Below are 24818 nucleotides of genomic sequence, written 5' to 3' on the forward strand. Positions count from 1 at the left end.
TTTTGTTTATTTTAGTACTTTTAAGTAGATTTTCTGGGTTTCATTATTCAGTTTCACATTCGGGAACTGCTTGTCATAATCAATAAAGATATCTCCTTTCTGATCTGCTTTTCCGTTTCCATCAGAGTCCCAGCTTATGGTTACATAATATTTTGCAGGCCCTGTAGGTTTTGGATTAATCTTGCTTTCAGCATCTTCAGGTATTGGCAGATTGATGGTGAAAGGTATTGATTTCTGTTCATATTCCTGTTCTGTGATTAAAGTAGCAGGAGCATCAGCCAGTTTTTCGTCCATTCTATATAAGCTCACTTTCAGCCGTGCATTTGTAATGGTAAATGCGTCTGTCCCTGAAAATTCTAATTTAAGAGTTTCGGGAGATTTTTCAGGGGCTGATACAGCAGAAGTGTTTTTTTCGGTAGTGTTCTTATTTACCGGCTTGGTGCAGCCTGACAGCATCAATGTTCCGGCTGCTGCGAATAATAAAAGGTGATTTCTCATTTGTTATTTATTTTATTAATGTCAAATATATTATTTCACCAGTAATAGATAACAAATCCCGTACCTCAATTTATTTTATTTACTATAATGAATTGACTTGATTCTGCGCCTTTTTAGTCAGAGATTTGAAAACCAGCTCGTAGGATTGATCAATGAGTTTAAAGATCAGATCTCTTTTCAATCCATCTACAGTTACAGAATTCCAGTGGGTTTTGTTCATGTAATAGGCCCCCGAGATCTGCGGATATTGCTCACGAAGCTCTGCGCTCCATTCAGGATCTGTTTTTACATTAATGGCCAACGGCTGTCTCTCAAGTCCCATCAGTAAAAACATTTTGGTGTCTACTTTCATCACCAGAGTTTCGTTATCAAACGGAAAACTTTCTGTAACTCCTTTTTTGGCAAGACAGTAATCTAAAATTTCGTTGGCATCCATGTTCAATATAAGTAATAAGTGATAAGTAATAGGTAATGATCAAATTAATTCTTTAATCTTTGATTCAAATTTAGTAAATTTAAGAAAGAAATAATCTCACAAAACCGCAATTATTATGAAAGCTCTGGTAATAGGTGCTACAGGTGCCACAGGAAAAGATCTTGTCAATCAGTTACTGAATGACAAAGAGTTTGATGAAGTGGATATCTTTGTCAGAAAGCCTGTTGATATTCAAAATGACAAGCTTAAAGTTCATGTGGTGAATTTTGAGAAGCCGGAGGAATGGAAAAATATGGTAAAAGGAGATGTTGCCTTTTCCTGTCTTGGAACAACTTTAAAAGATGCCGGAAGCAAAGAAGCCCAAAAGAAAGTAGACTTTGATTATCAGTATGAATTTGCGAAAGCAGCGAAAGAGAATGAGGTGGAAGATTATATTCTGGTATCAGCCTACGGAGCAAATCCACAGTCTAAAATTTTCTATTCCAAAATGAAAGGCGAACTGGAAGAAGCTGTAAAACAATTGCATTTCAACAAGATCACTATTTTTAAGCCGGGAATGCTGGAACGAAAAGATTCTGAAAGAACCGGAGAAGTATTGGGAAGCCGCATCATCAAATTTGCTAATAAATTAGGGCTATTAGAAAGTCAGAAGCCCCTGCCAACCGATATTCTGGCAAAAGCTATGATTAATTCTTCGAAAATAAAAAGTAACGGTTACTCCAGTATCAAGCTGGGAAATATTTTCTGTTTTGCGGAAAAGAGCAATGAATAGTTAAAAGATTCGGGATGCGTGATTCGGGATTTCGGGATGCGGGGTAATATGTTTCGTGTTAAAGGGGAAAAACTCCTTATTGATTCCCTTAAGTTTAAGCTCCCAATACTGCTACCTGTAATGTATTCCTATTTTGTAGTCTTGCTGCCCATTTTCTGTCCTAATTTTTCATATTCAATATCATTAGGCTCCCAAAGTTCTATTTTATTGCCCTCAATATCCATAATGTGGATAAACTTTCCATATTCATAAGTCTCAATCTTATCTACAACGGTTACATTTTCTTTCTTCAACTGTTCAACAAGTTTTTCAAGGTTATCCACCCTGTAATTGATCATGAAATCTTTCTCCGAAGGCTGAAAATATTTAGTCTTTTCACTGAAAGGGCTCCACTGGCTGAATCCTTTTTTAGAATTATCACTACCCTGAAACCATTCAAATACAGCTCCATACTGATTGGTACTGAGTCCCAGATGATTTTTGTACCACTCTCTCATTTTCTCAGGATCTTTACATTTAAAAAAGATACCGCCAATACCGGTAACTCTTTTCATATCGTCAGACTTGTTTTCTGTAACGGCCTTAAAAGCAAATCCTAACATAAACGAAGCCACGATACAAAGGGTAAAAATTATTTTTTTCATAAGATATATTACAATTTAAAAGGACTATATGCAATTTGATGCCATTGCCATTCTGACGAAGGAAGAACCTTATGGAAAGTCCGGATTCTTCATTTCACTGCGTTACATTCAGAATGACAGAGTCATAATAAATAAGATAGCAGTATTAATGTAAAATTGTATAATTACCAATTTTAAAATAAAAAAGTGGATGTTAACACCCACTTATAAAAAATATTTCTTATTTCAGATACTTTGTAATAGCCTCATCAGTAGGCTTTGTAGTACTTACAAAAGAATCGATGAGTTTTCCGTTTTCATCTACCAGGAATTTGGTGAAGTTCCAAAGGATGGTTGTGTTCTTTACTCCGTTCAATTCCTTTTCCGTTAAGTACTTGAAGATGGGAGCGGTATCATCTCCTTTCACGGAAACTTTGGCTGCCAAAGGGAACGTTACTCCGTAGTTTTTCTGGCAGAAAGCACCGATTTCCGTGTTGGTCCCAGGCTCCTGGCCCCCGAAATTGTTTGCAGGGAAACCTACTACAACCAGTTTATCTTTATATTGTTCGTACACCTTTTCAAGATCTGCGTATTGGGGTGTAAACCCACATTCTGAAGCGGTATTGACAATCAGGATTTTTTTCCCTTTGAAATCTGCAAAATTGATTTCTTTACCGTCAAGACTTTCTACTTTAAAGTCATATATTGTTTTTCCCATAAGTTCTGTGGTTTTAGCTTTAGAAATTTCACTTTTCTGGTTGGTGCAGCTTTGCAGGAATGCCATGAAAGAAAGCAGCAGTAAAAAAATCTTTTTCATTTCTTATAATTTTATGCAGCAGGCTGCAGTTGATTTAAAACTTAAAAATATTAGCCGGAAAAACTTTATTGATATCGATTCTGTTTAATAACATCACATAATCTCCGTCTTTTTTGGGACTTGAAGATTCGATTCTGAAGGGCATGATAATGTTCCCAACTTTTTTGAAATCAGAATAGATCAGTGTCTCATCTTTTTTCACTTCTTTAATCAGCATATACGTTTTTGTATCAAAATAGTACATGTTCTTATTTACATTCTTGGTAAGCTGTACCTTATGGCAGTAGATCTCTCCTACTTTTTCTTTTCCAAGATATTTGGCGTCAAATCCTTTATTTTCCCAATCAATGAAATCATTATCAAAACTTTCCGGCACATATTCAGGATATTCCTGAAGTTTGTTGGCCGCATAGTTCATTGCATATCCTTTGGTACCATCAAAACCTTCAATGGCTGTTTCTTTCCCTCCGGTGGTAATCAATGTTTTAGTAAGATTCGGACGCTGCTGAAAAATTCTTATCGGATATTCATCTTTGACACCCAGAATTACTTTTCCCTGAAGCAATACTGAGTTTAACAGTTTCCAATTGGTTAAACCTCCGGATAATTCAATGTTTTTGTCAATAATTTCCTTTGCGGTCTGTCCGAATATCACGTGCGAAAATATCAGTCCAAATACTAATAATAACTTCTTCATTAATTTTATTTATAAATTCAAATATAGGGGGATTTATGGAAAATTGCAAAAAAGGCAAAAGCTCAGGAAGACCAATTTGTTAATTTCAGATAAGTTTTCGGGCTTTTTCCAGATCTTCCGGAGTATCAATGCCTACTCCTACGAAATTGGTTTCTATCATTTTGATTTTCATTCCATATTCAAGATAGCGGATGCATTCAATCTTTTCGGATATTTCCAATGGCTTCATAGCCAGCTTTGAAAACTGCAGCAAGGCATCTTTTCTGAAAGCATATACTCCAATATGTTTAAAATAACTTACATCATAAGAAACCTCCCTGTGAAAAGGAATGACGGAACGGCTAAAATACAGGGCAAACCCATTATTATCGGTAATCACTTTTACATTATTCGGGTTTTCAATTTCTTCTTTTTCATGCAGCTGTATTTTCAAAGAAGCTAAAGATATTTCCTGTTGCCGGTCATGTTTAAAAACTTCTATCAGTTGACGTAAAGGTTCTAACTTAAGGAAAGGCTCATCTCCCTGGACGTTGATCACAATGTCGCAGTCAATATTCTGTACAGCTTCCGCAATACGGTCGCTTCCGGTTTCATGCTGTCCTGTCATGACCGCTTTTCCTCCGTTTTTTACGATTTCATCAAGAATAATTTCGGAGTCGGTGGCAACAAATACTTCATCAAACAGCCCTGTTTCCACTACATTCTGATAGGTTGTGGTAATAACGGTTTTTTCTCCTAAAATCTGCATTAATTTCCCCGGAAAACGGCTTGCTTCATAACGTGCAGGGATGACAGCGATTATTTTCATTCAATACAATATTAAGTAATTCTTTTTAAATCAGGAGGTTTCATTCCGGTATTTATAAAAGTCCGGATACACCTTTTATCCTGAGATCAAATGTAGTGAAAAGTATCTTATTTCCTAAACAAAACAGAGATTTCAGAGATTAAAAAGAGAGTTTTACGCCTACCATATTGTATTCCCATTGGCGGGATGCAGTGAAGTTGAGACTATATTTTGTCTTTCCGATTGTTCCTTCTGAAGAAGTGTATCTGCTTTTTGAAATGGTTTTTCCTATAAAATACCCCATGAATAAAGCCAGAGGATAGTCTGAAGCCCAGTGAACTTTACTCTGCATCATTTGAAAGCACAATGCTCCGGCTAATGTATATCCTACAGGTTTGATCCATTTCGCATCCGGATAGTTATCTGCAATTACAGTAATCCCAGCCATAAATGTCGTTAAATGTCCTGATGGCATTGCGTCGTAATTCGAGGTGTTTTTGCTGAATGCTGAAAAGCTTGGAAAAGGGTTCCATGCGCCTCCTTTATGTCCGTATTCTTCGGCAATAAAAGGGCTTTCTCTTCCGGTAATTCTTTTAAGGGTCTGCGTAAAAACTCCTGAAAGAATTAAACTTTCCATTAAACCACTGGCGGTAGCCTGGGCTCTGTAGTCATTTTTTATCAATCCATAGGTTCCGAAGCCTATTCCTAATAAGACTAACGTAGACCCGTTTCCGATCAGGTACAGCGCAGATCCGACATCTTTAGGAATTTTAAAAACACCTCCCACTTTGTGATAGTTGTTATCCTTATCCATTCCCCATCTTTCGGCCAGCTCTCTTGAATTATCAATTAGTTTCTGATCAAACGGCAGGAGTATTAACGTAGCACCAACAGCACCCCCCAGATAATAAGCATGATCTTTAGCTACGAAATCTTTATTGGTATTGATGAAGTTTCTTGGTAATTTGGTGACAAAGTCAAGGAGTTTAGGTTTTGGATACGTCCGGACGGAACCGTCTTTTAAGGTGTAGGTTTGTACTTTTGGAAGCTCAGCTTCTTTGGGAAGTTCTTGTACCTTCAATGTATCAACTTCTTGTGAGCATACCAATATTGAAACCGGTAAGAGTAGAAATCTCAGTTTTTTCATCGTGTAATTTTCGATTTATATATTCAGGTGTGTAAAAGCCACAAATATAATTCCTTGTTGAATGTAGTGCAAAGCGGTTATCTAACTTTTAATATTTATTTAATTTTTCGAGAAATAAACGCAGCTTTAATTCCAATATTGGATCAGAAAAATAATCCCATATATCCATGAAATATAGGGTTTCTGTGGAAGGTTCATGGTTTAAAAGGTGTGTAAAAAAAGCTTCGACTCCGCTCAGCGTGACATTGCTAAAACTAAAGGATGTATTTTAACGATGTCATGCCGGACAGAGTCGAAGCCTATATTTTATGTAAAGATTACTTTAAATTGTTCAAAGCACTTTCCAGTTTTGGAAGCATTACCTTGATCTCATCTACAGCCAATCCTCCTACAGAAGCACGGAACCAAGGTTCTGATTTTTCTTCTCCGAAGGCTGAGAACGGTACCAAAGCCACTCCTGCTTCATTGATTAAGTAGAAAACAAGATCTGAAGAGTTTTCAATGACAGCTCCGTCAGGTTTTGTTTTTCCGATATAATCAAGTTTGATGGTAAGGTAAAGAGCACCCATTGGTTCGATGCTGTCAACAGCAAGTCCTTTTGCCTTTAAATCCTGAACTCCGTTGTGAAGTACTTTTAAGCTGTTTTCAAGTTTAGCTTTAAAGTCGTTAACGAAAACATCAACGTTCTCTGAGTTTTCATAGAATTTAGCGGTTGCTTCCTGCTCAGGTTTAGGTGCCCAAGCTCCAACGTGAGTAAGAAGTGCCTTCATTTTATCAAGAATATGAGCAGGTCCGAATCCCCATCCTACACGTACTCCGGTTGCAGCAAGGCATTTTGAAATACCGTCAATATAGATGGTGTAGTCTTTCATTTCAGGGAAAAGAGAAACCGGATCTACATGTTCTGCTCCAAACGTAAGACAAGAATAGATCTGGTCATACATCAGGTATAACGGTTTTTCGTCTGCTCCTCTTTTTTTGTTTTCAGCAATAACCAGTTCACAGATTTCTGAAAGCTGTTCTTTTGTAAACATGGTTCCTGTAGGGTTCAATGGAGAACACAATGCCAACAGCACTGCTCCATCCAAATGCGGTCTTAAATCATCAGCAGTCGGAAGGAAGTTGGTTTCAGGTTTTGTTTTCACTTCTACAGCGTTGGCAGAAGTAAGATAAGCATAGTGATTGTTGTTCCATGATGGTGTAGGATACACTACTTTATCTCCTTCGTCTACAATGGTTTTGTACACCGCATAGATCAAAGGTCTTGATCCTGCAGTAATCAGAATATCGTTAGGAGAATAATCCAGGTTCCATCTTTTTTTAAGGTCTTTGGAAACTTCTTTTCTTAAAGATAAAAGTCCGTTGGCAGGCGGATAGTTCGTCAAATTATTCTGATATGCTTTCTGAATCTCTTCCTTCAGCAATGCCGGAATAGGATAGATATTAGAATTCAGATCACCAATAGTAAGATTGGCAATTTCCGCTCCTTTTGCTTTTAGATCATTTACTTCGTTACCAATTTTTACAATTTCAGAACCGATCAGGTTCGCTGCTAATTTTGAAACTTTCACTTTTTCTTATTTTAAATTTATATTATCGTTCTCCATGAATCTTCTCATATTTTTGATTGATGGTGTTTTTAAGAGTATTAATCCAGTTTCAAATCTGTCTTAACGGCTCCTATTTTGGCTTCCAATGATTTTAATTTGTCTCTGAAATCTGCTTCTGAAGTAATGGAATCCTTTACAGAAACATAGAACTTGATTTTTGGTTCCGTTCCTGAAGGTCTTACGCATACTTTTGTTCCATCCTGTGTATAATAGATCAAAACGTTAGATTTCGGAATATCATTCATTACTTTTTTCTCGTTGGTAGAAACGGTAAGGCTGGTTTGTTCTTTGAAATCCTTTACTTCTTCTACCGGTGATCCTGCCAGTTCCTTCGGAGGATTTTCACGGAAGTTTTTCATCATATTCTGAATTTCTTCAGCACCTTCTTTTCCTTTTCTTACAATATTGATCAATCCTTCGTAATACATTCCAAGGTCTTCATAGATCTCGATCATGTACTGATACATTGTTCTTCCGTTGGCTTTACACCATGCTGCAATTTCGCAGGCTAAAAGGATACTTCCACAAGAATCTTTGTCACGAACGAAATCTCCGGTCATAAATCCGAAACTTTCTTCACCTCCGCATACAAATTTCTGCTTTCCTTCTGCTTCACGGATCATTTTTCCGATCCATTTGAATCCGGTAAGACCTACTTTGCATTCTACTCCGAATTTCTGAGCGATATCAAAGAAGATATCTGAAGTTACAATCGTAGAACCAATAAATTCTTTTCCTGTAATTCTTTCCTGCTTTCTCCACTCGTTTAAGATATAATACGTAAGGATGGTATTGGTCTGGTTTCCGTTCAACAGCTGCATTTCGCCATCAAGGTTTCTTACCGCGATTCCTAATCTGTCTCCATCCGGGTCTGTTCCGATCACAATATCAGCATTGGTAATTCTTGCCAGATCCATTGCCATTTCCAATGCTGCAGGCTCTTCCGGGTTGGGAGAATCTACAGTAGGGAAATTTCCGCTTGGGATCATCTGTTCTCTTACCAGATCAACCTTTTTGAACCCTGCTTTTTCAAGTGCTTTAGGAACAGTTGTATATGTTGTACCGTGGATTGAAGTGAAAACAATATTTAAATTTTCTTTTCCGATATTCTGATAGGTAGAGTTTTCAATACATGCATCGATATATACGTCGTCCTGCTCCTCTCCGATCCATTCGATCAGATCATCATTTCCGTTGAATTTAATTTCCTCAAATTTTACAGAATATACTTCATTGATAATCGCTTCATCATTAGGCGGTACAATCTGTGCACCGTCATTCCAGTAAACTTTATAACCGTTGTATTCCGGCGGGTTGTGGGAAGCTGTTAAAACAATCCCTCCGTTACATTTTTTATCACGAACGGTGAAAGACAACTCAGGTGTCGGTCTGTGGTCTTTGAAAAGCAGTACTTTAATTCCGTTGGCTGTTAAAACATCTGCTACCAGTTTCCCGAATTCTTTTGAGTTATTACGAACATCATAAGCGATGGCCACTTTAATCTCTTCACCTTTGAACTGCTGTAACATGTAGTTCGCCAATCCCTGTGTAGCCTGTCCTAATGTATATTTATTCAAGCGGTTGGTTCCTACTCCCATTATCCCACGCATTCCTCCTGTCCCAAATTCCAGTTCTCTGTAGAAAGAATCTTCCAGATCAGGGGAATTGCTGTCAATCAGTAATTGTACAGCATCTCTCGTTTCCTTATCGAAGGTATCACTTAACCAAAGTTTCGCTTTTTCTAGTGTATTCATATTTATATGTTGTTCTTTTATAGTTTGTAAAATTCCTAGTTTCTAGTTTAAATAATGCTGTTTTTTAATCCAGCTTTTTGTTTTCAACTTTCGTCGTTTTATCAATTTTAAACGCTCTGATCGGATCGTTATAATAGACAAATTTTGCTGTGTTCTGAATATGTCCTTTCAAAGAATCCTTTACGTTTACTTCTGCATAATTTCCGTTTTTGGAATCAATATTCAGGTTGGTAATTTTCCAGTAAGGCGCAATCAAACTTGCTGTATCTGAGATTTTTATAACAGCTTCTTTGGACAATCCAAGAAAATTAGCACGGCTTCTGTTATGCATTTCCACTTCTGCTCTTCTGGTGTTGACAGAGCCCATGAAGCTTGCATTATTTTTCATACTAAGCCTGAAATTGTCTGTCTTGATTTCACTTGAAATATTGACTTCAACAGAATCGGAAACGGCAACTTTTTCAAGATTATATTTTGAATAAATCGTTACATTATAAAAATCGACTCCTTTTGTACCTCTTTTTTCTTTGATGAAAAGTGTTTTGTCTTCTACATCCACATCCAGATTATTGGCTACATTCGGATAGGTCTCTATTTCTACAAAATTTTTCGGACCTCTGGCATAAAATACACGGAATTTCCCTTCCAGGTCAAGGTTTACAAATTCCGGTACATCCACATCTTTCTTTTCAATATTTCCTTTTGGAGAAACTTTTCCACAGGAAACAACTGCCATCAGCATCAATGTGTATACAACTTTTTTCATATTTAATTTTAAATATTACATTATTATCGTAACAATTCGTACTGAAAATCCCTGAAAGTTTTTTCATATCTCTCAGTAGACTTTCAATATTACTTTGAACAAAAATAGGATTAAAATTTCTAAAAATCTTTGTCTTTTGACAATAAAATACCTGATCATTTTTAATTTTCTGCTTTTCAGGGAAAAGACTGTTTCCTATTTATACTTTGTCTTTATTTTTTTATAAAACCACGTTTTAGGACTTCCCGACATTGAAAATAAAAGCAGGTAATTTTTATCTACACCTGAAATCTTCATAGGAGTTACATTTTCATCATCATTATACTTCATTTTCAACAGATTATTTTCTATCTGATAAGTTCCATTGTTGCCCATTGAACTGAAAGTTTTATCCTGATAAAAGGTCAGAATTCCTGTTCCGTATCTGGAATTATTTGTTTTGGTTTTCAGTGTATCTGTCTGACTGATTTCACCATCATAAATATCGATAAACTCCCACGAACCAGAGAGTTTGTTGGATGAACAGGAAATTATCAGGAATAAAAGAAAATAAAAAAGGATTGATTTGAATTGAAACATTGAGATTAAAAGTTTTTATAAAAATACAAAAAGCACCCTGTAACAGAGTGCTTATATTTATTCAGAGAAGTTATTATCGTTAATTGTGGTCTACTATCATTGTGCTTAAGAACCACTAATTACACTAATTTTATACACTAATATCACAAACACCCATAGTGTAATTTGTGAAGCATTCGTGCCATTAGTATTTAAAGATTATATCACTTCGTCAATATTATAGTTTTTATGTTCGCGGTTGGTTCTGATAATCATTTCTCCTAAGAATCCTGCAATAAAGAGAAGGGTTCCCATAATCATCATGGTTAATGCAATAAAGAACCATGGGTTATTGGTAATCAAATGTCCGTAAATTCCTCTTGCCACATCAATCAGTTTAGAAATTCCCAGCCAAAGTGCTGAAAGAAAACCAACAATAAACATTAAAGTCCCCACAGCTCCAAAGAAATGCATTGGTCTTCCTCCGAAACGGCTTACAAACCAAAGGGTTATCAGATCCAGAAATCCTCTGATAAATCTTTCCGTTCCGAATTTTGAAGTTCCGTAAGGTCTTGCCTGGTGCTGTACTTCTTTCTCGGTAATTCTTCTGAAACCTGCATTGGCAGCCAATACCGGAATATAACGGTGCATATCTCCGTACACATCAACCGATTTTACCACCTGTCTTTTATAAGCTTTCAAACCACAGTTGAAGTCGTGAAGGTAAACTCCTGAAACTTTTCTCGCTGCCGCATTGAATAGTTTTGACGGAATATTTTTCGTCATTACATTATCAAAACGCTTCTTTTTCCAACCGGAAACGATATCATAATTATCATGAATCACCATATTGTACAGTTCCGGAATTTCTTCTGGGAAATCTTGTAAATCGGCATCCATTGTAATCACTACATCACCGTTTGTTCTTTCAAAAGCGGCATGAAGCGCCTGTGATTTTCCATAATTTCTGGAAAATTTAATAGCGTGGATCTGAGGATACTGAACTTTCATATTCTCAATAATACTCCACGACAAATCCGTACTTCCGTCGTCTACAAACCAGATCTCATAAGATAAATTACTGGTTGTACACACTTTATCAATTCTTGAAAAAAGTTCTTCCAGAGAGTCTTCTTCGTTCAGTAACGGAATAACTATAGATAAATTCATTTAATTTTAATAAAAATTAGGCTTGATTGGTTTCTTCGGGCTGATGTATTGTTCTTGTTCTGAAAAATGCTCCGAAAAACACCGACAAAACTACGTAAAATATAAGAATTGCTGCAAAATATCCTGAAAAATGACTTGCGGTAAGCATATCTTTTCCTTTAACCGCCTCAGGAGTGAAGCTTTGCAGTCTTTCTTTGTATTTCTGATCCAGTTCATCAATATCTTTCTGATGCTTCAGAATTTTTCTTGCAGAAGTATATTCTGTATCCAGTTCTGATTTTTGTCTCTGAACATATTGATAGTTCAAAAGGCTTTTTGCTGCAGGATCAACGAAGGTTAAAAACGCATAAATACTGAAGATGGAAAGAATTCCTCCGATAAACATCGGAACAAATGCTCTTTTGAAAGCATCTTTAAATTTCACCACTCTATGGTTGTTCCAGTAAGATTTTACAGACCAGAAAGCAGCTCCGGCATATAAAAGAGGTAAAACAAAAGCATTGGCTTTCAAAGAGATATCAAAATAATTGATTCCTGAGAAAAAAGTATATACTACAAAGAAAACGATCATTGTAGCAATAAAAAGTATAATTCCTAGTGTTGATGGACTTTTCGTCATATTTAAATTTTTAGAAAAAAGTTGAAAAATTTTCCCTCTAAATGTCAGGCGTTTAGCTTTACCACTGCATTTTTTCGACTAATTTTCTTTAATAAAGTTTTGAAGTTTATAAAATATTCCTACCTTTGCAACGGCAAGTCCTAAACAACCAGCTCCTGAGAATCCTCCAGGGTGGGAACGCAGCAAAGGTAATCGGTCGTAGCGGTGTGATTTAGGTAGCTTGCCATTTTTTTTTGGTTTAAAGTAAGAAGAGAGGTAATTTGATAATTATCTTTTTTTGTTTTTAATACCTTACGCATCATTTTCATTTTTCTAATTTTCAGATTACCTCCGGTTTTGTTATCGATTAAAATTCGAACGTTTCTCCTAATTTTGGTAAAACAAGTTCTACATTTTTATCAGCGAAATGCTGTAGTGCACTTTCATGGTTGATTTCAATGGCAGGGAAAGTATCAAAGTGACATCCGATTACTTTCGGAGTTTTTAACAATTCTGCTGCTGCAAAAGAAGCTTTTCTGGGACACATTGTATAGTGGCTTCCGATGGGAAGAATAGAAAGGTCGATGTTTCCGTATAGTCTCGGGAACAGCTCCATATCAGCCATTACTCCTGTATCACCTGCCAGATAGATGTTCTTACCTTCAGGAAGTCTGAAGATATACCCTACAGGAACGCCTCCATAGCTTCCATCCGGGAAAGAACTTGTATGGTGAGCCGGAACCATGGAAATTTTAAGATCGTCGATTTTTGCCGATCCTCCTAAGTTCACATCGTCTTTATTTTTTGCCTGCTGGAAATAACCGCATACTTCAGGAACTCCAATGATGGTAGCTTCCGGATAGTGCTGCAATACCTCTGCTACATCAGCAATATGATCACCGTGCGCATGGGTCAGCAGAATATAGTCGATTTTTTGAGCAGCAATATCAAACCCTGACTCTGCTTTTTTGTAGTTGTAAAAAGGGTCACTCAAAATTGTTTTGTCCTTGTACGTGAACAGGAAACAATTTTGCCCTAAGAATTGTATTTTCATTTTAAATTTAATTTCAATTATTATTAAATAGATTAAACACAAATGACTCAAATAATTTCACAAACAGCACAATGAGATTAGTGGAGCTTGTGAAAGCATTCGTGCCATCCGTGTTTTCTTTAATTTATTATTTCGCCGGGAATTTATCCTCAATCAATCTTAAATGAATCCCATGCTCCAGATACGCTTTGCAGCCGTCTAAAACCGTTGTAAAACCGCCTGTATTGTCATTGATTACTTTCAGCAGGTCTTCACCTGTCTGGCTGAATCCATAACTTTTAATGACTACGAGTGTTCCTTTTTCCATCGTTTTGAATTCATAATCTACGTTTACTGAAGGCTCTCCCCATTCTGTTCTGATCAGTTGGTTCGGAATAATCTCGTGAACTTTCACTACGTTTTTTACTCCGTACATTTCCCATTCCCAGGTAACCGTCTTACCTTCTTCCAATTTTCCGGTCGATTTGGTAAACCAGAAATTGGTAGTTACTTCCGGATTGACGAATGCTTCGAAAACATCCTCAACCGGCTTCCTGATAAGCATTTGAGCTTCAACGTATGCATTAGAACTCATGGTATACTATTTTAGATTTAGTGAAATAAGTTAAGTCCGGCTGCTGTAAGAATTGCCATTACAAAAGTCATGATTCCTACCTGTTTTAAGTACTGGTCTAATTCTTTTGGTTCTTTCACCGACATGATGCTTCTCCTCAGCTTGGCTAATGGGAATAACAGGATCATTACAATAAACACATAGTAGTTTTGCTGCTGTATAAACCCGTTTACTCCTAAAAAGATAAGGATAAGCACCAATGGTAACTGCAACAGAACCATTTCATAGATCATTGCATTTTTGAATCCGATTCTCAATGCAAAGCTGTTTTTCCCAGACAGTCTATCACTTTCGATATCTCTCATATTGTTCAGGTTAAGAACCGCCATACTCATCATTCCAACCGCTGTTCCGGGTAATAATATATCCCAGCTGAAAGTTTTTGTGAATAAAAAATAGCTTCCGCACACAGAAACCAGTCCAAAGAAGATAAACACGAAAATATCTCCCAATCCCATGTATCCGTAAGGTTTTTTACCTACCGTATATCCAATTGCGGCAAGAATGCATGCTACTCCCAATCCTATGAAGATATAGAATTCATTCATATAGTTTGGAATGAAGGCTACGTATAGCAAAGCGATGGTAGCAATGAAGGATAATGCTGCGAAAAGGATTACTGCATTTTTCATCTGTTTTGCGGTAATTTTCCCTGATGCTACAGCTCTTGCTTCAGCTTCATTGATTCTTTTGGCGTCTGTACCTTTTACTCCGTCACCATAATCATTGGCATAATTTGATAAAATCTGGTATAAAAGTGTAACCAAAAGAGCAAGCGCAAGGATTTTCCAGTCCCAGGTACCTCCTTCTCCGTAAAGTCTCCATTTTGCAATAAAAGCTCCCATAATAATTCCGCTTAAGGAAAGCGGTAAAGTTCTTAGCCTTGCGGCTTTTATCCAATGTGTCATAAATTTATCATTGATAAGAGATAATTGATAAATGATAATATCAATCATCATTCATCAATTATCAATTATATTTTTAAGATATCCATTGATCTTCTCCGAAGTTGGGCTTTCTCTTTTCAAGGAAAGCATTTCTTCCCTCCTGAGCTTCTTCTGTCATATAAGCAAGACGGGTAGCTTCTCCGGCAAAAACCTGCTGCCCTACCATACCATCATCTGTAAGGTTCATGGCAAATTTCAGCATTCTGATAGAAGTTGGTGATTTAGCTAATATTTCCTGTGCCCATTCGTAAGCTGTATCCTCTAGTTCTGCATGAGGCACCACTTTATTCACCATTCCCATTTCGAAAGCTTCCTGTGCAGAATAGTTTCTTCCTAAAAAGAAAATCTCACGTGCTTTTTTCTGTCCTACCATTTTAGCAAGATAAGCAGAACCATAACCACCATCGAAACTGGTAACATCGGCATCGGTTTGCTTGAAAATAGCATGTTCTTCACTCGCTAAAGTAAGGTCACATACTACGTGAAGTGAGTGTCCTCCACCAACTGCCCATCCTGGAACAACAGCGATCACCACTTTCGGCATAAAACGGATCAGACGCTGAACTTCAAGAATGTTCAGACGATGTCTTCCATCTTCTCCTACATATCCCTGGTGTCCTCTGGCTTTCTGATCTCCTCCACTGCAAAATGCCCATCCTCCGTCTTTTGGACTTGGTCCTTCTCCTGACAGCAATACAACGCCTATGGAAGGGTCTTCATAGGCATCATAAAAAGCATCATATAATTCTGAAGTTGTTTTAGGTCTGAAAGCATTACGTACTTCAGGTCTGTTGAAAGCAATTCTTGCTACTCCGTTAGATTTTTTATAGGTAATATCTTCGTATTCCTTGGCGGTTTTCCACTCGATCATCTTATAAAAATTTTTCTCAAAGATACGGAATTACAGAGAAATTTTCAGGTTGAAATTGAAGGTTCATCTTTATAAAAAAAGAAATTTTGAATGCATGAATCCGGCATGAAAAATTTTCAACAGAAACTGCATCTTAGGGCCGGTAATAAATGAAACCTAACAGGTTTTTAAAACCTGTTAGGTTTATAGATGTAATTCAAAATCATAAAAGGTCTGCAAGACTTCTAGATGAAACATAAAATCCTGATAAGAACTTCAGTACTTTGCGTTTACAATAAAAAAACCGAAACATTTCTGTTCCGGTTTTTTTATCTGTTGTCTCGTCCTGAAAAAGGTTGACTAAAAAACCATAAAATTAGTCACCCTTATGAATCTAAAAAAAACATCGCCCCCTGTCCAAGAATACAGTGAGGCATTCAAACGGCAAGTTGTCTCTGAATATGAACGGGGATTATATACAAAATCCCAATTGCAAACTCGATACAATATTCGGGGTAATTCATGCATTTCTAGTTGGTTAATAAAATATGGTAACTTTACTTATGAAAAACAATTAAGTAAAGGCAGACCTATGAAAGATCCACAGAAACAAAAGATTAAAGAGCTTGAAGCTGCTTTATCCAAAAAGGAAGAAGAGCTCAAAGTGTTTAAGAAATTTATAGAAATCGCAGAGCGTGAGTTGAAGATTGAAATTATAAAAAAGTCTGGTTCCAATCAATCCAGGAAATAAGGCCGTATACAAATCTTTCACTGGAAGATATCTGCCGATTGTTTGGATACAGTAAACAAGCTTATTATAAAAGGAAGAAACAGCCTGATTCTATCAATAATCAAAAAAGGATTATAGAACTGGTATTATCAATTCGTAAAAAGATGCCTAAAATAGGGACTCGAAAACTTTATGTATTACTTAAAAATGATTTTTCAAAAGAGGATCTTCGTATAGGAAGAGATCGGCTGTTTCAACTTTTAAGATCGAATTATCTTTTAATTCCCAGAAGACACAGTTATTTTAAAACAACCAATTCCAGACATTGGATGAAGAAATACCCGAATATTATTAAAGAAAAGGAGTTGAAATGTTCAGAAAAAGTTTGGGTTGCAGATATTACCTATCTGAAGACTAAAGAGAAAAATTATTATCTTCATTTGATTACCGATGCCTATTCAAAGAAAATTGTAGGATATGAACTAAGTGATAATTTACAGACTGCCTCCACATTGAAAGCATTAAAACAAGCCCTAAAGAACAGGGTGTATAAACATTCTTTAATTCATCATTCAGACAGAGGATTGCAGTATTGTAGTAAAGAATATACTGAAACGTTAAGGAAAAATGATATTCTTATCAGTATGACCGAGAACTCGGATCCTTATGAGAATGCTGTAGCAGAGAGGGTAAACGGCATTCTAAAATATGAGTTTGGATTGATTGATACTTTTGAAAACTTTAAGAATCTCTCACAGCAGCTTGACCAATCAATTTATTATTATAATAATTTAAGACCTCATTTTTCCCTAAATTATAACATCCCCAGCCAAGTGCATATGAAAAATAACGTGAAATTAAAAACATACAAAAAACAAAATCAGAATAGGAAAATTCCTACTCTGATTTAAGTATATTTGAAATATTAAACTAGTCAACCTTTTTCAGGACTAGTCATGTTGTGTCAAAAAATGATTATTTTGCTCCAGCGGCTGTAAGTTCAGCTTCTTTAGCTTTCATTTCTTTAACTTTATCCATGTTTTTAGTTACAATGTAGATTTCTTTTAACGCAGTAACCGCATCAAGACTCTTTGGATTTGCTTTATACCATCCTTCAGCATATGGTAGTGCTTTTCCGAATCTTTCTCTTCTTGCATCAATCAGCTTAGAAGCTTCGTCCGGCTTGTCTTTTCTTAATGCATTGATCTCTCCTACTACTTTAGCATCATCACCAATAGTCGTATATACTAAATTCTGATATGCATCAGAGAAATCAGGCTTCAGCTCAACAGCTTTTTTGAACGCTTCCAAAGCATCGTTAACAGTAGCCGGGTTTTTAGCCTGCATTACCCCAAGGTTATACCAGTTTGTAGCATCGTTAGGGTTTTTAGCCAACTGTTCTTTCAATCCTGAAACGAATTTGTCTGTATTTCCAGACTGAAGATATGCTGTAGTCTGAGCTTCTTTAAGCTTAGCATTGTTTGGGAATTTCACCAAACCTTTTTCGATAATCGTAAGAGCCTCAGTTGGTTTTTTAGCATTCAAAAGCAATGAAGACAAAGTTTCATACAAATCAGACTCTATACTTTTAGTCTGTTCTGTTTTGAAATCACTGTAATCAGAGTTCTTTTTCATCAGTTCCCACGTCGCTTTATCAAGATTTACAACCTGACCTGTCTTCTTCTCTTTTGCAGTGTATGTAGTTTCTACTCCTGTAAATCCGGAATTGATAAGGTCTGTATATATTTTGATAGACTGATCACTGTTATTAGCTAATGCGTGGCTCAATCCGGCATAATACATATATATTTTATTATCCTGCCCGTTAGCCTTTAACAAGTCGTAGACTTCTATAAACTTAGGCGCTGCAGCAGCATAGTTTTTTGCATTATATGCATCCATAGCCACTTTGTTAGCTTCCTGAAGTTGAGCATTTAAAGCTGCCGCATCTTTTTTCTGCCCAAAAGCAAAAGCAGATGCTACGATAGCCATTCCTAAAATTAGTTTCTTCATAATAACTATTTTATATTTATATTGTACAATTTATTCGGAATCAGAATTCTCATTTTCCTCTGCAGAATTTTCATTTTCAGCCTGAGGAGCCTCTTCGTTTTCCTGGTTATCAAATAGTGATCCTACAACACCTTCTTCTGTTTCTTCAAGTTCTTCAGAATCTTCCTCTACATCTTTATCCATTTCTACTTTTGCAATGGCAGCAATTTCGTCATTTTTCTTAAGGTTGATCAGTTTTACACCCTGAGTATTTCTACCCATTACTCTCATTTCATCCATTCCCATTCTGATGGCAACACCGGATTTGTTGATAATCATCAATCCGTCTTCGTCTGTTACGTTCTGAATAGCAATTAGATTTCCTGTTTTTTCAGTAATATTAAGCGTAATAACTCCTTTTCCTCCTCTGTTGGTAATTCTGTAGTCTTCTACCGCAGTTCTCTTACCATATCCTTTTTCAGATACTACAAGTACTGTTTCGTTCTCTACATCGTTCACAACAATCATACCAATAGCTTCGTCACCATCTTCAAGCAGGATTCCTCTTACCCCGATAGATCCTCTACCTACTTCTCTTACTTTCTCCTCAGGGAAACGGATACACTTACCGTTTTTAGTGGCAATCATGATCTGAGAAGTTCCATTGGTTAGGTAAGCTCCTAATAGCTGGTCATTATCTCTGATTTCGATAGCATTCACCCCGTTTACTCTTGGTCTTGAATACGCTTCCAACGATGTTTTCTTGATGGTTCCGTTTTTAGTTACCATCACGACGCTCATCTGATTTACATATTCGGAATCCTTAAGGTTGTTGGTTCTGATATATGCTTTGATCTTATCATCCGGTTCAATGTTGATAAGGTTTTGTACTGCTCTTCCTTTTGCCGTTTTGGAGCCTTCAGGAATTTCAAATACTCTTAACCAGTAACATCTTCCTTTTTCAGTGAAGAACAGCATATACTGGTGGTTGGTTGCAGAAACGATATATTCAAGGAAATCGGAATCCCTTGTCGTTGCCGCTTTATTACCTACACCACCTCTACTTTGGATTTTATATTCTGAAAGTGAAGTTCTCTTGATGTATCCTGCATGAGAAATAGTAAGAACTACAGATTCATTCGGGATAATATCTTCGATAGACATTTCTCCTCCTGAGTAATCTATTTCAGTTCTTCTTTCATCTCCGTATTTTTCTTTGATCTCAAGCAATTCTTCTTTAATGATCTGGAATCTTCTCGGCTCGTTCGCTAAGATGTCTTCCAAATTCGCAATTTCTTTCATAATCGCATCATACTCATCACGGATCTTATCAAGCTCCATTCCTGTAAGACGGGCTAATCTAAGATCAAGAATTGCCTGAGCCTGAATATCAGAAAGTTCAAAAGCTTCGATCAAGCCTTCTTTTGCAGCCTGAGGGTTGGCACTGTGACGGATAATAGAGATTGCTCTGTCTAAAGCATCCTGAGTTCCGATCACCTTCATAAATCCTTCAAGGATATGTGCTCTCTCTTTTGCTTTCTTAAGCTCATACTGAGTTCTTCTTACGATGACCTCGTGTCTGTGCTCTACAAAGTGATGAATGATATCTTTAAGGTTCAGCTGCTCCGGTCTTCCGTGTACCAATGCAATATTGTTTACACTGAAAGAAGTCTGAAGTGCCGTATATTTATATAATAGGTTAAGAACGACATTCGGGATTGCATCGTTTTTCAGTTCGTATACAATGCGAAGTCCTTTTCTATCCGATTCGTCTCTGATCTCGTGGATTCCAGGGATTTTTTCGTCTTTAACAAGTTCTGCTGTTCTGGCGATCATTTCAGCTTTGTTCACCTGATAAGGGATTTCAGTAACGATGATAGCGTTTCTGTTTCCGATTTCATCAAAGTTAACTTTAGCTCTTAAAACAACTCTACCTCTTCCTGTATGGAAAGCATCTCTTACTCCGTCGTATCCGTAGATGATACCACCTGTAGGGAAATCTGGTGCAATGATGTGCTGCATCAGTTCGTCAATCGTAATTTCTTTATTATCGATATAAGCACAGATTGCATCTACAGATTCTGAAAGGTTATGAGGTGCCATATTCGTTGCCATACCTACGGCGATACCTGAAGTACCATTTACCAAAAGATTCGGAATTTTAGTAGGCATTACGGTCGGTTCCTGTAAACTGTCGTCGAAGTTATTCTGGAAATCAACTGTTTCTTTGTCCAGGTCTGAAAGAACCTCATCAGAGATTTTTTTCAATCTAGCCTCGGTATAACGCATTGCTGCAGGCGGGTCACCATCCATGGAACCAAAGTTACCCTGTCCGTCTACCTGAGGATAGCGTAAGCTCCAGTCCTGAGCCATTCTTACCATAGCATCATATACAGAGGAATCTCCGTGCGGGTGATATTTACCCAAAACATCCCCAACAATTCTCGCAGATTTCAAATATTTTCTATTAGAAAACACCCCTAATCCATACATACCGTATAATACTCTTCTATGAACGGGTTTCAAGCCGTCTCTTACATCCGGTAACGCTCTTGAAACGATAACCGACATCGAATAATCGATATAAGACGACTTCATTTCATCAACAATGTTGATAGGAATCAGTCTTTCTCCTTCTTTTTGCATAAACAAATTTTATTGTAATGATATTCAAACTTTTAGCTGTAAGTTTGAAAATTATTTATTTCCAATTTTTATTAACGGGCTAATTTACGAAAAAAAAGCCGATTTTTGTGGTAGAATTTATCCAAAAAATCTTAAAAATTCATAAAAATATGAGCGTATTAAGTATAACTTTCCACTGCACAAAAGATAACCTGGAAGAATGGGAAAATTATATTGATGAAACCCTGGTTTTAATGACTGAAAACCTTATGGATGTCAACAAATATATTCTTTCTGAAGTGCACAGTGACTTTATTGAGGAAGGTAAAAATTATAATCTCCTGCTAATTTTTGATAATGATGAACTGAGGGAAGATTTTATTAAAAGTGAACTTTTAAATATTTCCGAAAGGATTGAGAAAAAGTTCGGACAGGAAGTTATGGTTTTCAACACTTTCCTTAATCCCAAAAAATCGAGATTATAATAGATCATAAAAAAAGCACTGAAAAAATTCAGTGCTTTTCTTTTTATCTGTGATGTCCATGACCGCGGCCTTTGTGATGATGCCCTCGATCGTCATAAATATACACTTTCTTTACCTGTCCTGGCGCGTAGTACCTCGCGCTTCCACCATAATACCTTTTTGCATGGCCCGGAGGCATTCTCCTTCCATGATGCTCATGTACCACACATGAAGACAGCAATAACACTACCACAGCTACTCCAGCCACTTTAAACATACTTTTCATTATTTTCACTTTTTCAATTTCGATAGCGAAATATATCAATGTTAATGCCAAAAGAAATTGAAATTAAGCTAATGTATGTTAAAACTAACTGCTAATTTTTTATTTTTTGTGCCTGTTAGTAGCCGCTTCTTTTTTTCACCTGCCCAGGAGCATAGTCTTTTGCGCTTCCTCCAAAGACTTTTTTAGCCTGTCCTGGCGGAACTGTTTTCACCCGGCGTCCATTGTCATGCACCACACAAGATGATAACATGAATGCTACAATAAGAACTCCTGTAATTTTAATCAAATTTTTCATTATTTCTATTTTTCAACTTTATTTAATATAACAATGGTAATGCCAAAGGTTAAAAAATTTAAAGTTCAAAGCTCAAAGTTTAAGGTCGGAATAGATGGTCTTTTATTGTCAATAGTCAATTTTGCTTCACAAGTCAATAGTGAATTTTGTTATGGAGAATTATATTACCAAACAAAATCACCAATCATCTATCATCTATTATCTATTATCTATTATCTATTATCTATTATAGTTCTCTAGATGATTTCGCTTCTTTTTTCCATCAGGATAATGTCTTTCCACTCTCCATTGAGTTTTCCGATTTTTTTACGGACGCCTACGATTCTGAAACCGTTTTTCTGATGAAATTTGATAGAAGTTTCATTTTCAGAGAAGATGTTGGTCTGTAACGTCCAGAATCCGTGATCCTCGCTATCCAAAATCAATTTTTTAAGCAATACAGACCCCAATCCCTTTCCCTGGTATTCGTTATCAAAATAAATGCTTACCTCTGCCACTCCTTTATAGCACTCTCTTTTGCTGACCGGTTTTAAGGCACACCATCCTACTACTTCATTTTTTTCATTTTCCAGTACCCAGCGGCAGTCGTTAAAATAGCCCATGCTCCAGGCTTCAGCAGTTGGAACTTCTGTTTCAAAAGTGGAAATCCCACCGTCTATTCCCTGGCGGAAAATTTCAAGGACCCTGGCTTCATCAGTAGGAAGCATTTCTCTTAATTCGTAATTCATCGTATTTAATGGTATTTTCTTTTGATTTTTCTTTTAATTCTTGAATAGTGTGTCTGCTTGCTTTTTTCATCCTGAGAAACCACACTGATATTTCCATCCACTTCCAGAACGGAAAGCTTTACATTGTTTATGTTTTCAATTCCGTGTTCTCTTATCGCTTCTTCCAATTCACTTTCTGTAATCTTTACCCGATTCAGGGCTGCCTGATCGGCAATTCCATCCCTGATCAGAATAACCGGCTCATCTTCCATAAAAGTCTGAAAGGAACGGCTGGAAAACATGAGTCTCTTCAGAATGAAATTAGCAACAAACAAAACCAATGCCGCCACGATTCCTCCCTGAAGAGAGGTATCAGGACCTACCATTGCATTCTGAACAGCATTTGAAATTAACAACAGCAATACAACATCCCCTGCATTGAGCTGGGAAAGCTGATTTTTGCCAAATAAACGAATGGCAATTACCATGAATAGGTAAACGCAGAGGGAACGGACAGCAACGTTAAGAATAGGATCCACAATTTTTTTATCTACTCAAATGTATTGATTTTTGTGATTCGTGAGAAATATTTTACAGACAGATTTTGGTATACATTTTGAGCCTGGAATTCACATAATACCACAAAATAATACAATGAAAAAATTACTTCTCTGTTTAGGAATATTCCTGTTTTTTGTATCCTGCAAGAAGAACGAGCCTCAACCTACCCGGTTTTCAGAAACTGCCATTATTGAAAAAGTAAATGAACTGTATACTCTATGGAAAATCCAACGAAGCTGTTTATAACCAGCCGATTCCCGATACTTTATTTTCTCAGGAGCTAAAAAGAGTTTTAGACGAGGCCATCAATGCATCAAAAGCAGATATTGAAAAGGTAAAAAAAAGTAATCATCCTGATGAGAAACCTTTAATATTCGAAGGCGCTATGTTTTCCAGCCTGTATGAAGGATTTACAGATTATAAAATCAAGTCTGTTAAGATACAGGATAAGACTGCTGAAGCATTGGTAGCCTTCGAATATAATGAAGCTTCCCCCAAAGAAACCTGGATCGACACCGTGCATCTTATCAATACAGAGAAAGGATGGAGAATAGATAATGTTACTTTTGATACAATAGGAAATTCTAAAGATCTTAAAGCAAGATTAACAGAGTTTGTTCAGAGTACACAATAATAGAAAAGCCGCTTTTTGTAAGCGGCTTTATTTTTTACGGACATTGAACGATTGGAATATCGCTGCAGATTACTTTATTTGCCCACTCGCAAAACGTACAGTATTTTACAGGTTCTCCTCCGTTCACTGACTTCAACTCTGACTTTGTCAGCTTCTTTAAATTTTTCATATCGTTTTAATTTTATGGTAGCCCAAAACTAAAACATATCTGTTTATTCTTTATTACAATTTAATCGGATAAGGTTTCATTATTCACACATTCATGAATAATATGCAATAAATATTATCTGCTGTGGATCTCTACTGTCACAGGCATTACATAGGTGTAAGCAACCATGTTATCAGTTAGTTTTTTGTGGTCTACTCTATAGTCAAGATCGCTTAACACGGTTTCAATTTCCTTGCTTACGGTTTTACAGTCACCACTGGAATGAACATTAACGATTTTTCCGTTTTTTGCAATATCAAATTTCACCACAGAGTTTACGGTTCCCTGTTTGTAATCAGGATTCGTAAGGTCAAAATTAGCTTCTAATTTATTTCTGATATCATTAAATGTTTCACTCCTGTTCAACTGAATTTCCTGAATGGTATTATGATCTGTAGTTTGAGCTTTAGCAGTGTTCAAAACAGCAGCAAATCCGCAAACGAAAAGTGAAGCCATCAATATTTGAATTCTATTTTTCATAACTAACTGGTTTTAAATATTATACTAACCTATATTTGTATCTCTTAACCAAAGTTATTAAAAATAATTCATATTAATTTTACATTCAGTTAACATTGAGTTAACATTAAAATTTAATTAACTGATTATCAGCTTAATA

The 24818-nt window shown here is 36.5% G+C and carries 29 protein-coding genes and 1 other RNA gene; 6 read left to right on the top strand and 24 right to left on the bottom strand.

The window, feature by feature from the left end:
• Positions 1-6 precede the first annotated feature (6 nt).
• Positions 7-498, bottom strand: coding sequence for a hypothetical protein (locus tag V0410_RS04650; protein WP_330746524.1), 492 nt, complete (start codon positions 496-498; stop codon positions 7-9).
• A gap of 82 nt (positions 499-580) precedes the next feature.
• Positions 581-934: an MmcQ/YjbR family DNA-binding protein gene (locus V0410_RS04655; protein WP_330746525.1), complete on the bottom strand. Its 354-nt coding sequence runs from the start codon at positions 932-934 to the stop codon at positions 581-583.
• Between the two features lie 115 nt (positions 935-1049).
• On the opposite strand from V0410_RS04655, the gene V0410_RS04660 reads away from it, so the two are divergent.
• Positions 1050-1706: an NAD(P)H-binding protein gene (locus V0410_RS04660; RefSeq protein WP_202840627.1), complete on the top strand. Its 657-nt coding sequence runs from the start codon at positions 1050-1052 to the stop codon at positions 1704-1706.
• Positions 1707-1834: 128 nt separating this feature from the next.
• On the opposite strand, the gene V0410_RS04665 is transcribed toward V0410_RS04660, so the two are convergent.
• Positions 1835-2350, bottom strand: a complete 516-nt coding sequence (locus V0410_RS04665) for a VOC family protein (RefSeq protein WP_330746526.1) — start codon at positions 2348-2350, stop codon at positions 1835-1837.
• A 28-nt stretch (positions 2351-2378) separates the two neighbouring features.
• Between V0410_RS04665 and V0410_RS04670 the strand changes: the two genes are divergently transcribed.
• The gene (locus tag V0410_RS04670) at positions 2379-2504 is read left to right on the top strand and encodes a hypothetical protein (protein ID WP_330746527.1); all 126 of its coding nucleotides are present in this window, start codon (positions 2379-2381) and stop codon (positions 2502-2504) included.
• A 66-nt stretch (positions 2505-2570) separates the two neighbouring features.
• Here the strand turns inward: V0410_RS04670 and V0410_RS04675 are convergent, their stop codons facing one another.
• The 10 genes from V0410_RS04675 to V0410_RS04720 all read right to left on the bottom strand — a co-directional run bounded on the left by V0410_RS04675 (position 2571) and on the right by V0410_RS04720 (position 12254).
• Positions 2571-3146, bottom strand: a complete 576-nt coding sequence (locus tag V0410_RS04675; RefSeq protein ID WP_110010221.1) for a glutathione peroxidase — start codon at positions 3144-3146, stop codon at positions 2571-2573.
• Positions 3147-3180: 34 nt separating this feature from the next.
• Positions 3181-3843, bottom strand: coding sequence for a histidine kinase (locus tag V0410_RS04680; RefSeq protein ID WP_202840629.1), 663 nt, complete (start codon positions 3841-3843; stop codon positions 3181-3183).
• 85 nt (positions 3844-3928) lie between these two features.
• Positions 3929-4651: a 3-deoxy-manno-octulosonate cytidylyltransferase gene (gene kdsB, locus V0410_RS04685; protein WP_330746528.1), complete on the bottom strand. Its 723-nt coding sequence runs from the start codon at positions 4649-4651 to the stop codon at positions 3929-3931.
• A gap of 139 nt (positions 4652-4790) precedes the next feature.
• On the bottom strand, positions 4791-5777 hold the full coding sequence (locus V0410_RS04690; RefSeq protein ID WP_330746529.1) for a phosphatase PAP2 family protein: 987 nt from the start codon (positions 5775-5777) through the stop codon (positions 4791-4793).
• A gap of 317 nt (positions 5778-6094) precedes the next feature.
• Complete coding sequence (locus V0410_RS04695; RefSeq protein ID WP_330746530.1) at positions 6095-7348, bottom strand: pyridoxal phosphate-dependent aminotransferase; 1254 nt, start codon at positions 7346-7348, stop codon at positions 6095-6097.
• A 77-nt stretch (positions 7349-7425) separates the two neighbouring features.
• Positions 7426-9141: a phospho-sugar mutase gene (locus V0410_RS04700; protein ID WP_330746531.1), complete on the bottom strand. Its 1716-nt coding sequence runs from the start codon at positions 9139-9141 to the stop codon at positions 7426-7428.
• A gap of 64 nt (positions 9142-9205) precedes the next feature.
• Positions 9206-9907 (bottom strand): GIN domain-containing protein, encoded by a 702-nt coding sequence (locus V0410_RS04705; protein WP_330746532.1) that lies wholly within the window; start codon positions 9905-9907, stop codon positions 9206-9208.
• 195 nt (positions 9908-10102) lie between these two features.
• Positions 10103-10486: a hypothetical protein gene (locus V0410_RS04710; RefSeq protein WP_330746533.1), complete on the bottom strand. Its 384-nt coding sequence runs from the start codon at positions 10484-10486 to the stop codon at positions 10103-10105.
• 198 nt (positions 10487-10684) lie between these two features.
• Positions 10685-11635, bottom strand: a complete 951-nt coding sequence (locus tag V0410_RS04715; RefSeq protein ID WP_110010230.1) for a glycosyltransferase family 2 protein — start codon at positions 11633-11635, stop codon at positions 10685-10687.
• A 16-nt stretch (positions 11636-11651) separates the two neighbouring features.
• Positions 11652-12254 (bottom strand): DUF4199 domain-containing protein, encoded by a 603-nt coding sequence (locus tag V0410_RS04720; RefSeq protein WP_062674918.1) that lies wholly within the window; start codon positions 12252-12254, stop codon positions 11652-11654.
• A 131-nt stretch (positions 12255-12385) separates the two neighbouring features.
• Between V0410_RS04720 and ffs the strand changes: the two genes are divergently transcribed.
• An RNA gene (gene ffs, locus V0410_RS04725) (signal recognition particle sRNA small type) lies at positions 12386-12483 on the top strand.
• Between the two features lie 117 nt (positions 12484-12600).
• On the opposite strand, the gene V0410_RS04730 is transcribed toward ffs, so the two are convergent.
• The 4 genes from V0410_RS04730 to V0410_RS04745 all read right to left on the bottom strand — a co-directional run bounded on the left by V0410_RS04730 (position 12601) and on the right by V0410_RS04745 (position 15718).
• A complete protein-coding gene (locus V0410_RS04730) occupies positions 12601-13287 on the bottom strand; it encodes a metal-dependent hydrolase (protein WP_330746534.1) in 687 nt (228 codons plus the stop codon).
• Between the two features lie 127 nt (positions 13288-13414).
• Complete coding sequence (locus V0410_RS04735; protein ID WP_330746535.1) at positions 13415-13861, bottom strand: SRPBCC family protein; 447 nt, start codon at positions 13859-13861, stop codon at positions 13415-13417.
• 17 nt (positions 13862-13878) lie between these two features.
• Positions 13879-14808 carry a 1,4-dihydroxy-2-naphthoate octaprenyltransferase gene (menA, locus tag V0410_RS04740; RefSeq protein WP_227942235.1) on the bottom strand — a complete coding sequence of 310 codons (930 nt, stop codon included), beginning with the start codon at positions 14806-14808 and terminating at the stop codon, positions 13879-13881.
• Between the two features lie 73 nt (positions 14809-14881).
• Positions 14882-15718 (bottom strand): 1,4-dihydroxy-2-naphthoyl-CoA synthase, encoded by an 837-nt coding sequence (locus V0410_RS04745; protein ID WP_034697698.1) that lies wholly within the window; start codon positions 15716-15718, stop codon positions 14882-14884.
• 367 nt (positions 15719-16085) lie between these two features.
• On the opposite strand from V0410_RS04745, the gene V0410_RS04750 reads away from it, so the two are divergent.
• Positions 16086-17338, top strand: a protein-coding gene (locus V0410_RS04750; protein ID WP_330746536.1) for an IS3 family transposase whose coding sequence is annotated in 2 segments (ribosomal slippage) — positions 16086-16413 and positions 16413-17338 — 1254 coding nt in all. Because the reading frame shifts where the segments join, the coding sequence is not laid out codon by codon here.
• Positions 17339-17402: 64 nt separating this feature from the next.
• Here the strand turns inward: V0410_RS04750 and V0410_RS04755 are convergent.
• On the bottom strand, positions 17403-18440 hold the full coding sequence (locus V0410_RS04755; RefSeq protein ID WP_330746537.1) for a tetratricopeptide repeat protein: 1038 nt from the start codon (positions 18438-18440) through the stop codon (positions 17403-17405).
• Between the two features lie 30 nt (positions 18441-18470).
• Positions 18471-21065 carry a DNA gyrase subunit A gene (gyrA, locus tag V0410_RS04760; RefSeq protein ID WP_227942237.1) on the bottom strand — a complete coding sequence of 865 codons (2595 nt, stop codon included), beginning with the start codon at positions 21063-21065 and terminating at the stop codon, positions 18471-18473.
• A gap of 149 nt (positions 21066-21214) precedes the next feature.
• Between gyrA and V0410_RS04765 the strand changes: the two genes are divergently transcribed.
• Positions 21215-21529 carry a DUF4286 family protein gene (locus V0410_RS04765; protein WP_062674931.1) on the top strand — a complete coding sequence of 105 codons (315 nt, stop codon included), beginning with the start codon at positions 21215-21217 and terminating at the stop codon, positions 21527-21529.
• 380 nt (positions 21530-21909) lie between these two features.
• Here the strand turns inward: V0410_RS04765 and V0410_RS04770 are convergent, their stop codons facing one another.
• The 3 genes from V0410_RS04770 to V0410_RS04780 all read right to left on the bottom strand — a co-directional run bounded on the left by V0410_RS04770 (position 21910) and on the right by V0410_RS04780 (position 23335).
• Positions 21910-22089 (bottom strand): quinol oxidase subunit 4, encoded by a 180-nt coding sequence (locus V0410_RS04770; RefSeq protein ID WP_110010236.1) that lies wholly within the window; start codon positions 22087-22089, stop codon positions 21910-21912.
• A 236-nt stretch (positions 22090-22325) separates the two neighbouring features.
• Positions 22326-22817 (bottom strand): GNAT family N-acetyltransferase, encoded by a 492-nt coding sequence (locus V0410_RS04775; protein ID WP_110010237.1) that lies wholly within the window; start codon positions 22815-22817, stop codon positions 22326-22328.
• Between the two features lie 5 nt (positions 22818-22822).
• Positions 22823-23335, bottom strand: coding sequence for a DUF421 domain-containing protein (locus V0410_RS04780; protein ID WP_062674938.1), 513 nt, complete (start codon positions 23333-23335; stop codon positions 22823-22825).
• Positions 23336-23559: 224 nt separating this feature from the next.
• Here V0410_RS04780 and V0410_RS04785 point away from each other — a divergent pair, with 224 nt between their 5' ends.
• Positions 23560-23991, top strand: coding sequence for a hypothetical protein (locus V0410_RS04785; protein ID WP_330746538.1), 432 nt, complete (start codon positions 23560-23562; stop codon positions 23989-23991).
• A 34-nt stretch (positions 23992-24025) separates the two neighbouring features.
• On the opposite strand, the gene V0410_RS04790 is transcribed toward V0410_RS04785, so the two are convergent.
• Together V0410_RS04790 and V0410_RS04795 are read right to left on the bottom strand one after the other, a co-directional pair.
• The gene (locus tag V0410_RS04790) at positions 24026-24160 is read right to left on the bottom strand and encodes a bacteriocin-like protein (protein WP_082798797.1); all 135 of its coding nucleotides are present in this window, start codon (positions 24158-24160) and stop codon (positions 24026-24028) included.
• Positions 24161-24274: 114 nt separating this feature from the next.
• On the bottom strand, positions 24275-24679 hold the full coding sequence (locus V0410_RS04795; RefSeq protein WP_330746539.1) for a hypothetical protein: 405 nt from the start codon (positions 24677-24679) through the stop codon (positions 24275-24277).
• Between the last annotated feature and the right edge of the window lie 139 nt (positions 24680-24818).

The sequence above is a fragment of the Chryseobacterium sp. CP-77 genome, from assembly GCF_036362765.1.
GTDB lineage: Bacteria > Bacteroidota > Bacteroidia > Flavobacteriales > Weeksellaceae > Chryseobacterium > Chryseobacterium cupriresistens.

Bases quoted from the DNA above. Each gene is read 5' to 3' on its own strand.
- V0410_RS04650 (WP_330746524.1), bottom strand. From the start codon at position 498: ATGAGAAATCACCTTTTATTATTCGCAGCAGCCGGAACATTGATGCTG.
- V0410_RS04655 (WP_330746525.1), bottom strand. From the start codon at position 934: ATGGATGCCAACGAAATTTTAGATTACTGTCTTGCCAAAAAAGGAGTT.
- V0410_RS04660 (WP_202840627.1), top strand. From the start codon at position 1,050: ATGAAAGCTCTGGTAATAGGTGCTACAGGTGCCACAGGAAAAGATCTT.
- V0410_RS04665 (WP_330746526.1), bottom strand. From the start codon at position 2,350: ATGAAAAAAATAATTTTTACCCTTTGTATCGTGGCTTCGTTTATGTTA.
- V0410_RS04670 (WP_330746527.1), top strand. From the start codon at position 2,379: ATGCAATTTGATGCCATTGCCATTCTGACGAAGGAAGAACCTTATGGA.
- V0410_RS04675 (WP_110010221.1), bottom strand. From the start codon at position 3,146: ATGAAAAAGATTTTTTTACTGCTGCTTTCTTTCATGGCATTCCTGCAA.
- V0410_RS04680 (WP_202840629.1), bottom strand. From the start codon at position 3,843: ATGAAGAAGTTATTATTAGTATTTGGACTGATATTTTCGCACGTGATA.
- kdsB (WP_330746528.1), bottom strand. From the start codon at position 4,651: ATGAAAATAATCGCTGTCATCCCTGCACGTTATGAAGCAAGCCGTTTT.
- V0410_RS04690 (WP_330746529.1), bottom strand. From the start codon at position 5,777: ATGAAAAAACTGAGATTTCTACTCTTACCGGTTTCAATATTGGTATGC.
- V0410_RS04700 (WP_330746531.1), bottom strand. From the start codon at position 9,141: ATGAATACACTAGAAAAAGCGAAACTTTGGTTAAGTGATACCTTCGAT.
- V0410_RS04705 (WP_330746532.1), bottom strand. From the start codon at position 9,907: ATGAAAAAAGTTGTATACACATTGATGCTGATGGCAGTTGTTTCCTGT.
- V0410_RS04710 (WP_330746533.1), bottom strand. From the start codon at position 10,486: ATGTTTCAATTCAAATCAATCCTTTTTTATTTTCTTTTATTCCTGATA.
- V0410_RS04715 (WP_110010230.1), bottom strand. From the start codon at position 11,635: ATGAATTTATCTATAGTTATTCCGTTACTGAACGAAGAAGACTCTCTG.
- V0410_RS04720 (WP_062674918.1), bottom strand. From the start codon at position 12,254: ATGACGAAAAGTCCATCAACACTAGGAATTATACTTTTTATTGCTACA.
- V0410_RS04730 (WP_330746534.1), bottom strand. From the start codon at position 13,287: ATGAAAATACAATTCTTAGGGCAAAATTGTTTCCTGTTCACGTACAAG.
- V0410_RS04735 (WP_330746535.1), bottom strand. From the start codon at position 13,861: ATGAGTTCTAATGCATACGTTGAAGCTCAAATGCTTATCAGGAAGCCG.
- menA (WP_227942235.1), bottom strand. From the start codon at position 14,808: ATGACACATTGGATAAAAGCCGCAAGGCTAAGAACTTTACCGCTTTCC.
- V0410_RS04745 (WP_034697698.1), bottom strand. From the start codon at position 15,718: ATGATCGAGTGGAAAACCGCCAAGGAATACGAAGATATTACCTATAAA.
- V0410_RS04755 (WP_330746537.1), bottom strand. From the start codon at position 18,440: ATGAAGAAACTAATTTTAGGAATGGCTATCGTAGCATCTGCTTTTGCT.
- gyrA (WP_227942237.1), bottom strand. From the start codon at position 21,065: ATGCAAAAAGAAGGAGAAAGACTGATTCCTATCAACATTGTTGATGAA.
- V0410_RS04765 (WP_062674931.1), top strand. From the start codon at position 21,215: ATGAGCGTATTAAGTATAACTTTCCACTGCACAAAAGATAACCTGGAA.
- V0410_RS04770 (WP_110010236.1), bottom strand. From the start codon at position 22,089: ATGAAAAATTTGATTAAAATTACAGGAGTTCTTATTGTAGCATTCATG.
- V0410_RS04775 (WP_110010237.1), bottom strand. From the start codon at position 22,817: ATGAATTACGAATTAAGAGAAATGCTTCCTACTGATGAAGCCAGGGTC.
- V0410_RS04785 (WP_330746538.1), top strand. From the start codon at position 23,560: ATGAACTGTATACTCTATGGAAAATCCAACGAAGCTGTTTATAACCAG.
- V0410_RS04790 (WP_082798797.1), bottom strand. From the start codon at position 24,160: ATGAAAAATTTAAAGAAGCTGACAAAGTCAGAGTTGAAGTCAGTGAAC.
- V0410_RS04795 (WP_330746539.1), bottom strand. From the start codon at position 24,679: ATGAAAAATAGAATTCAAATATTGATGGCTTCACTTTTCGTTTGCGGA.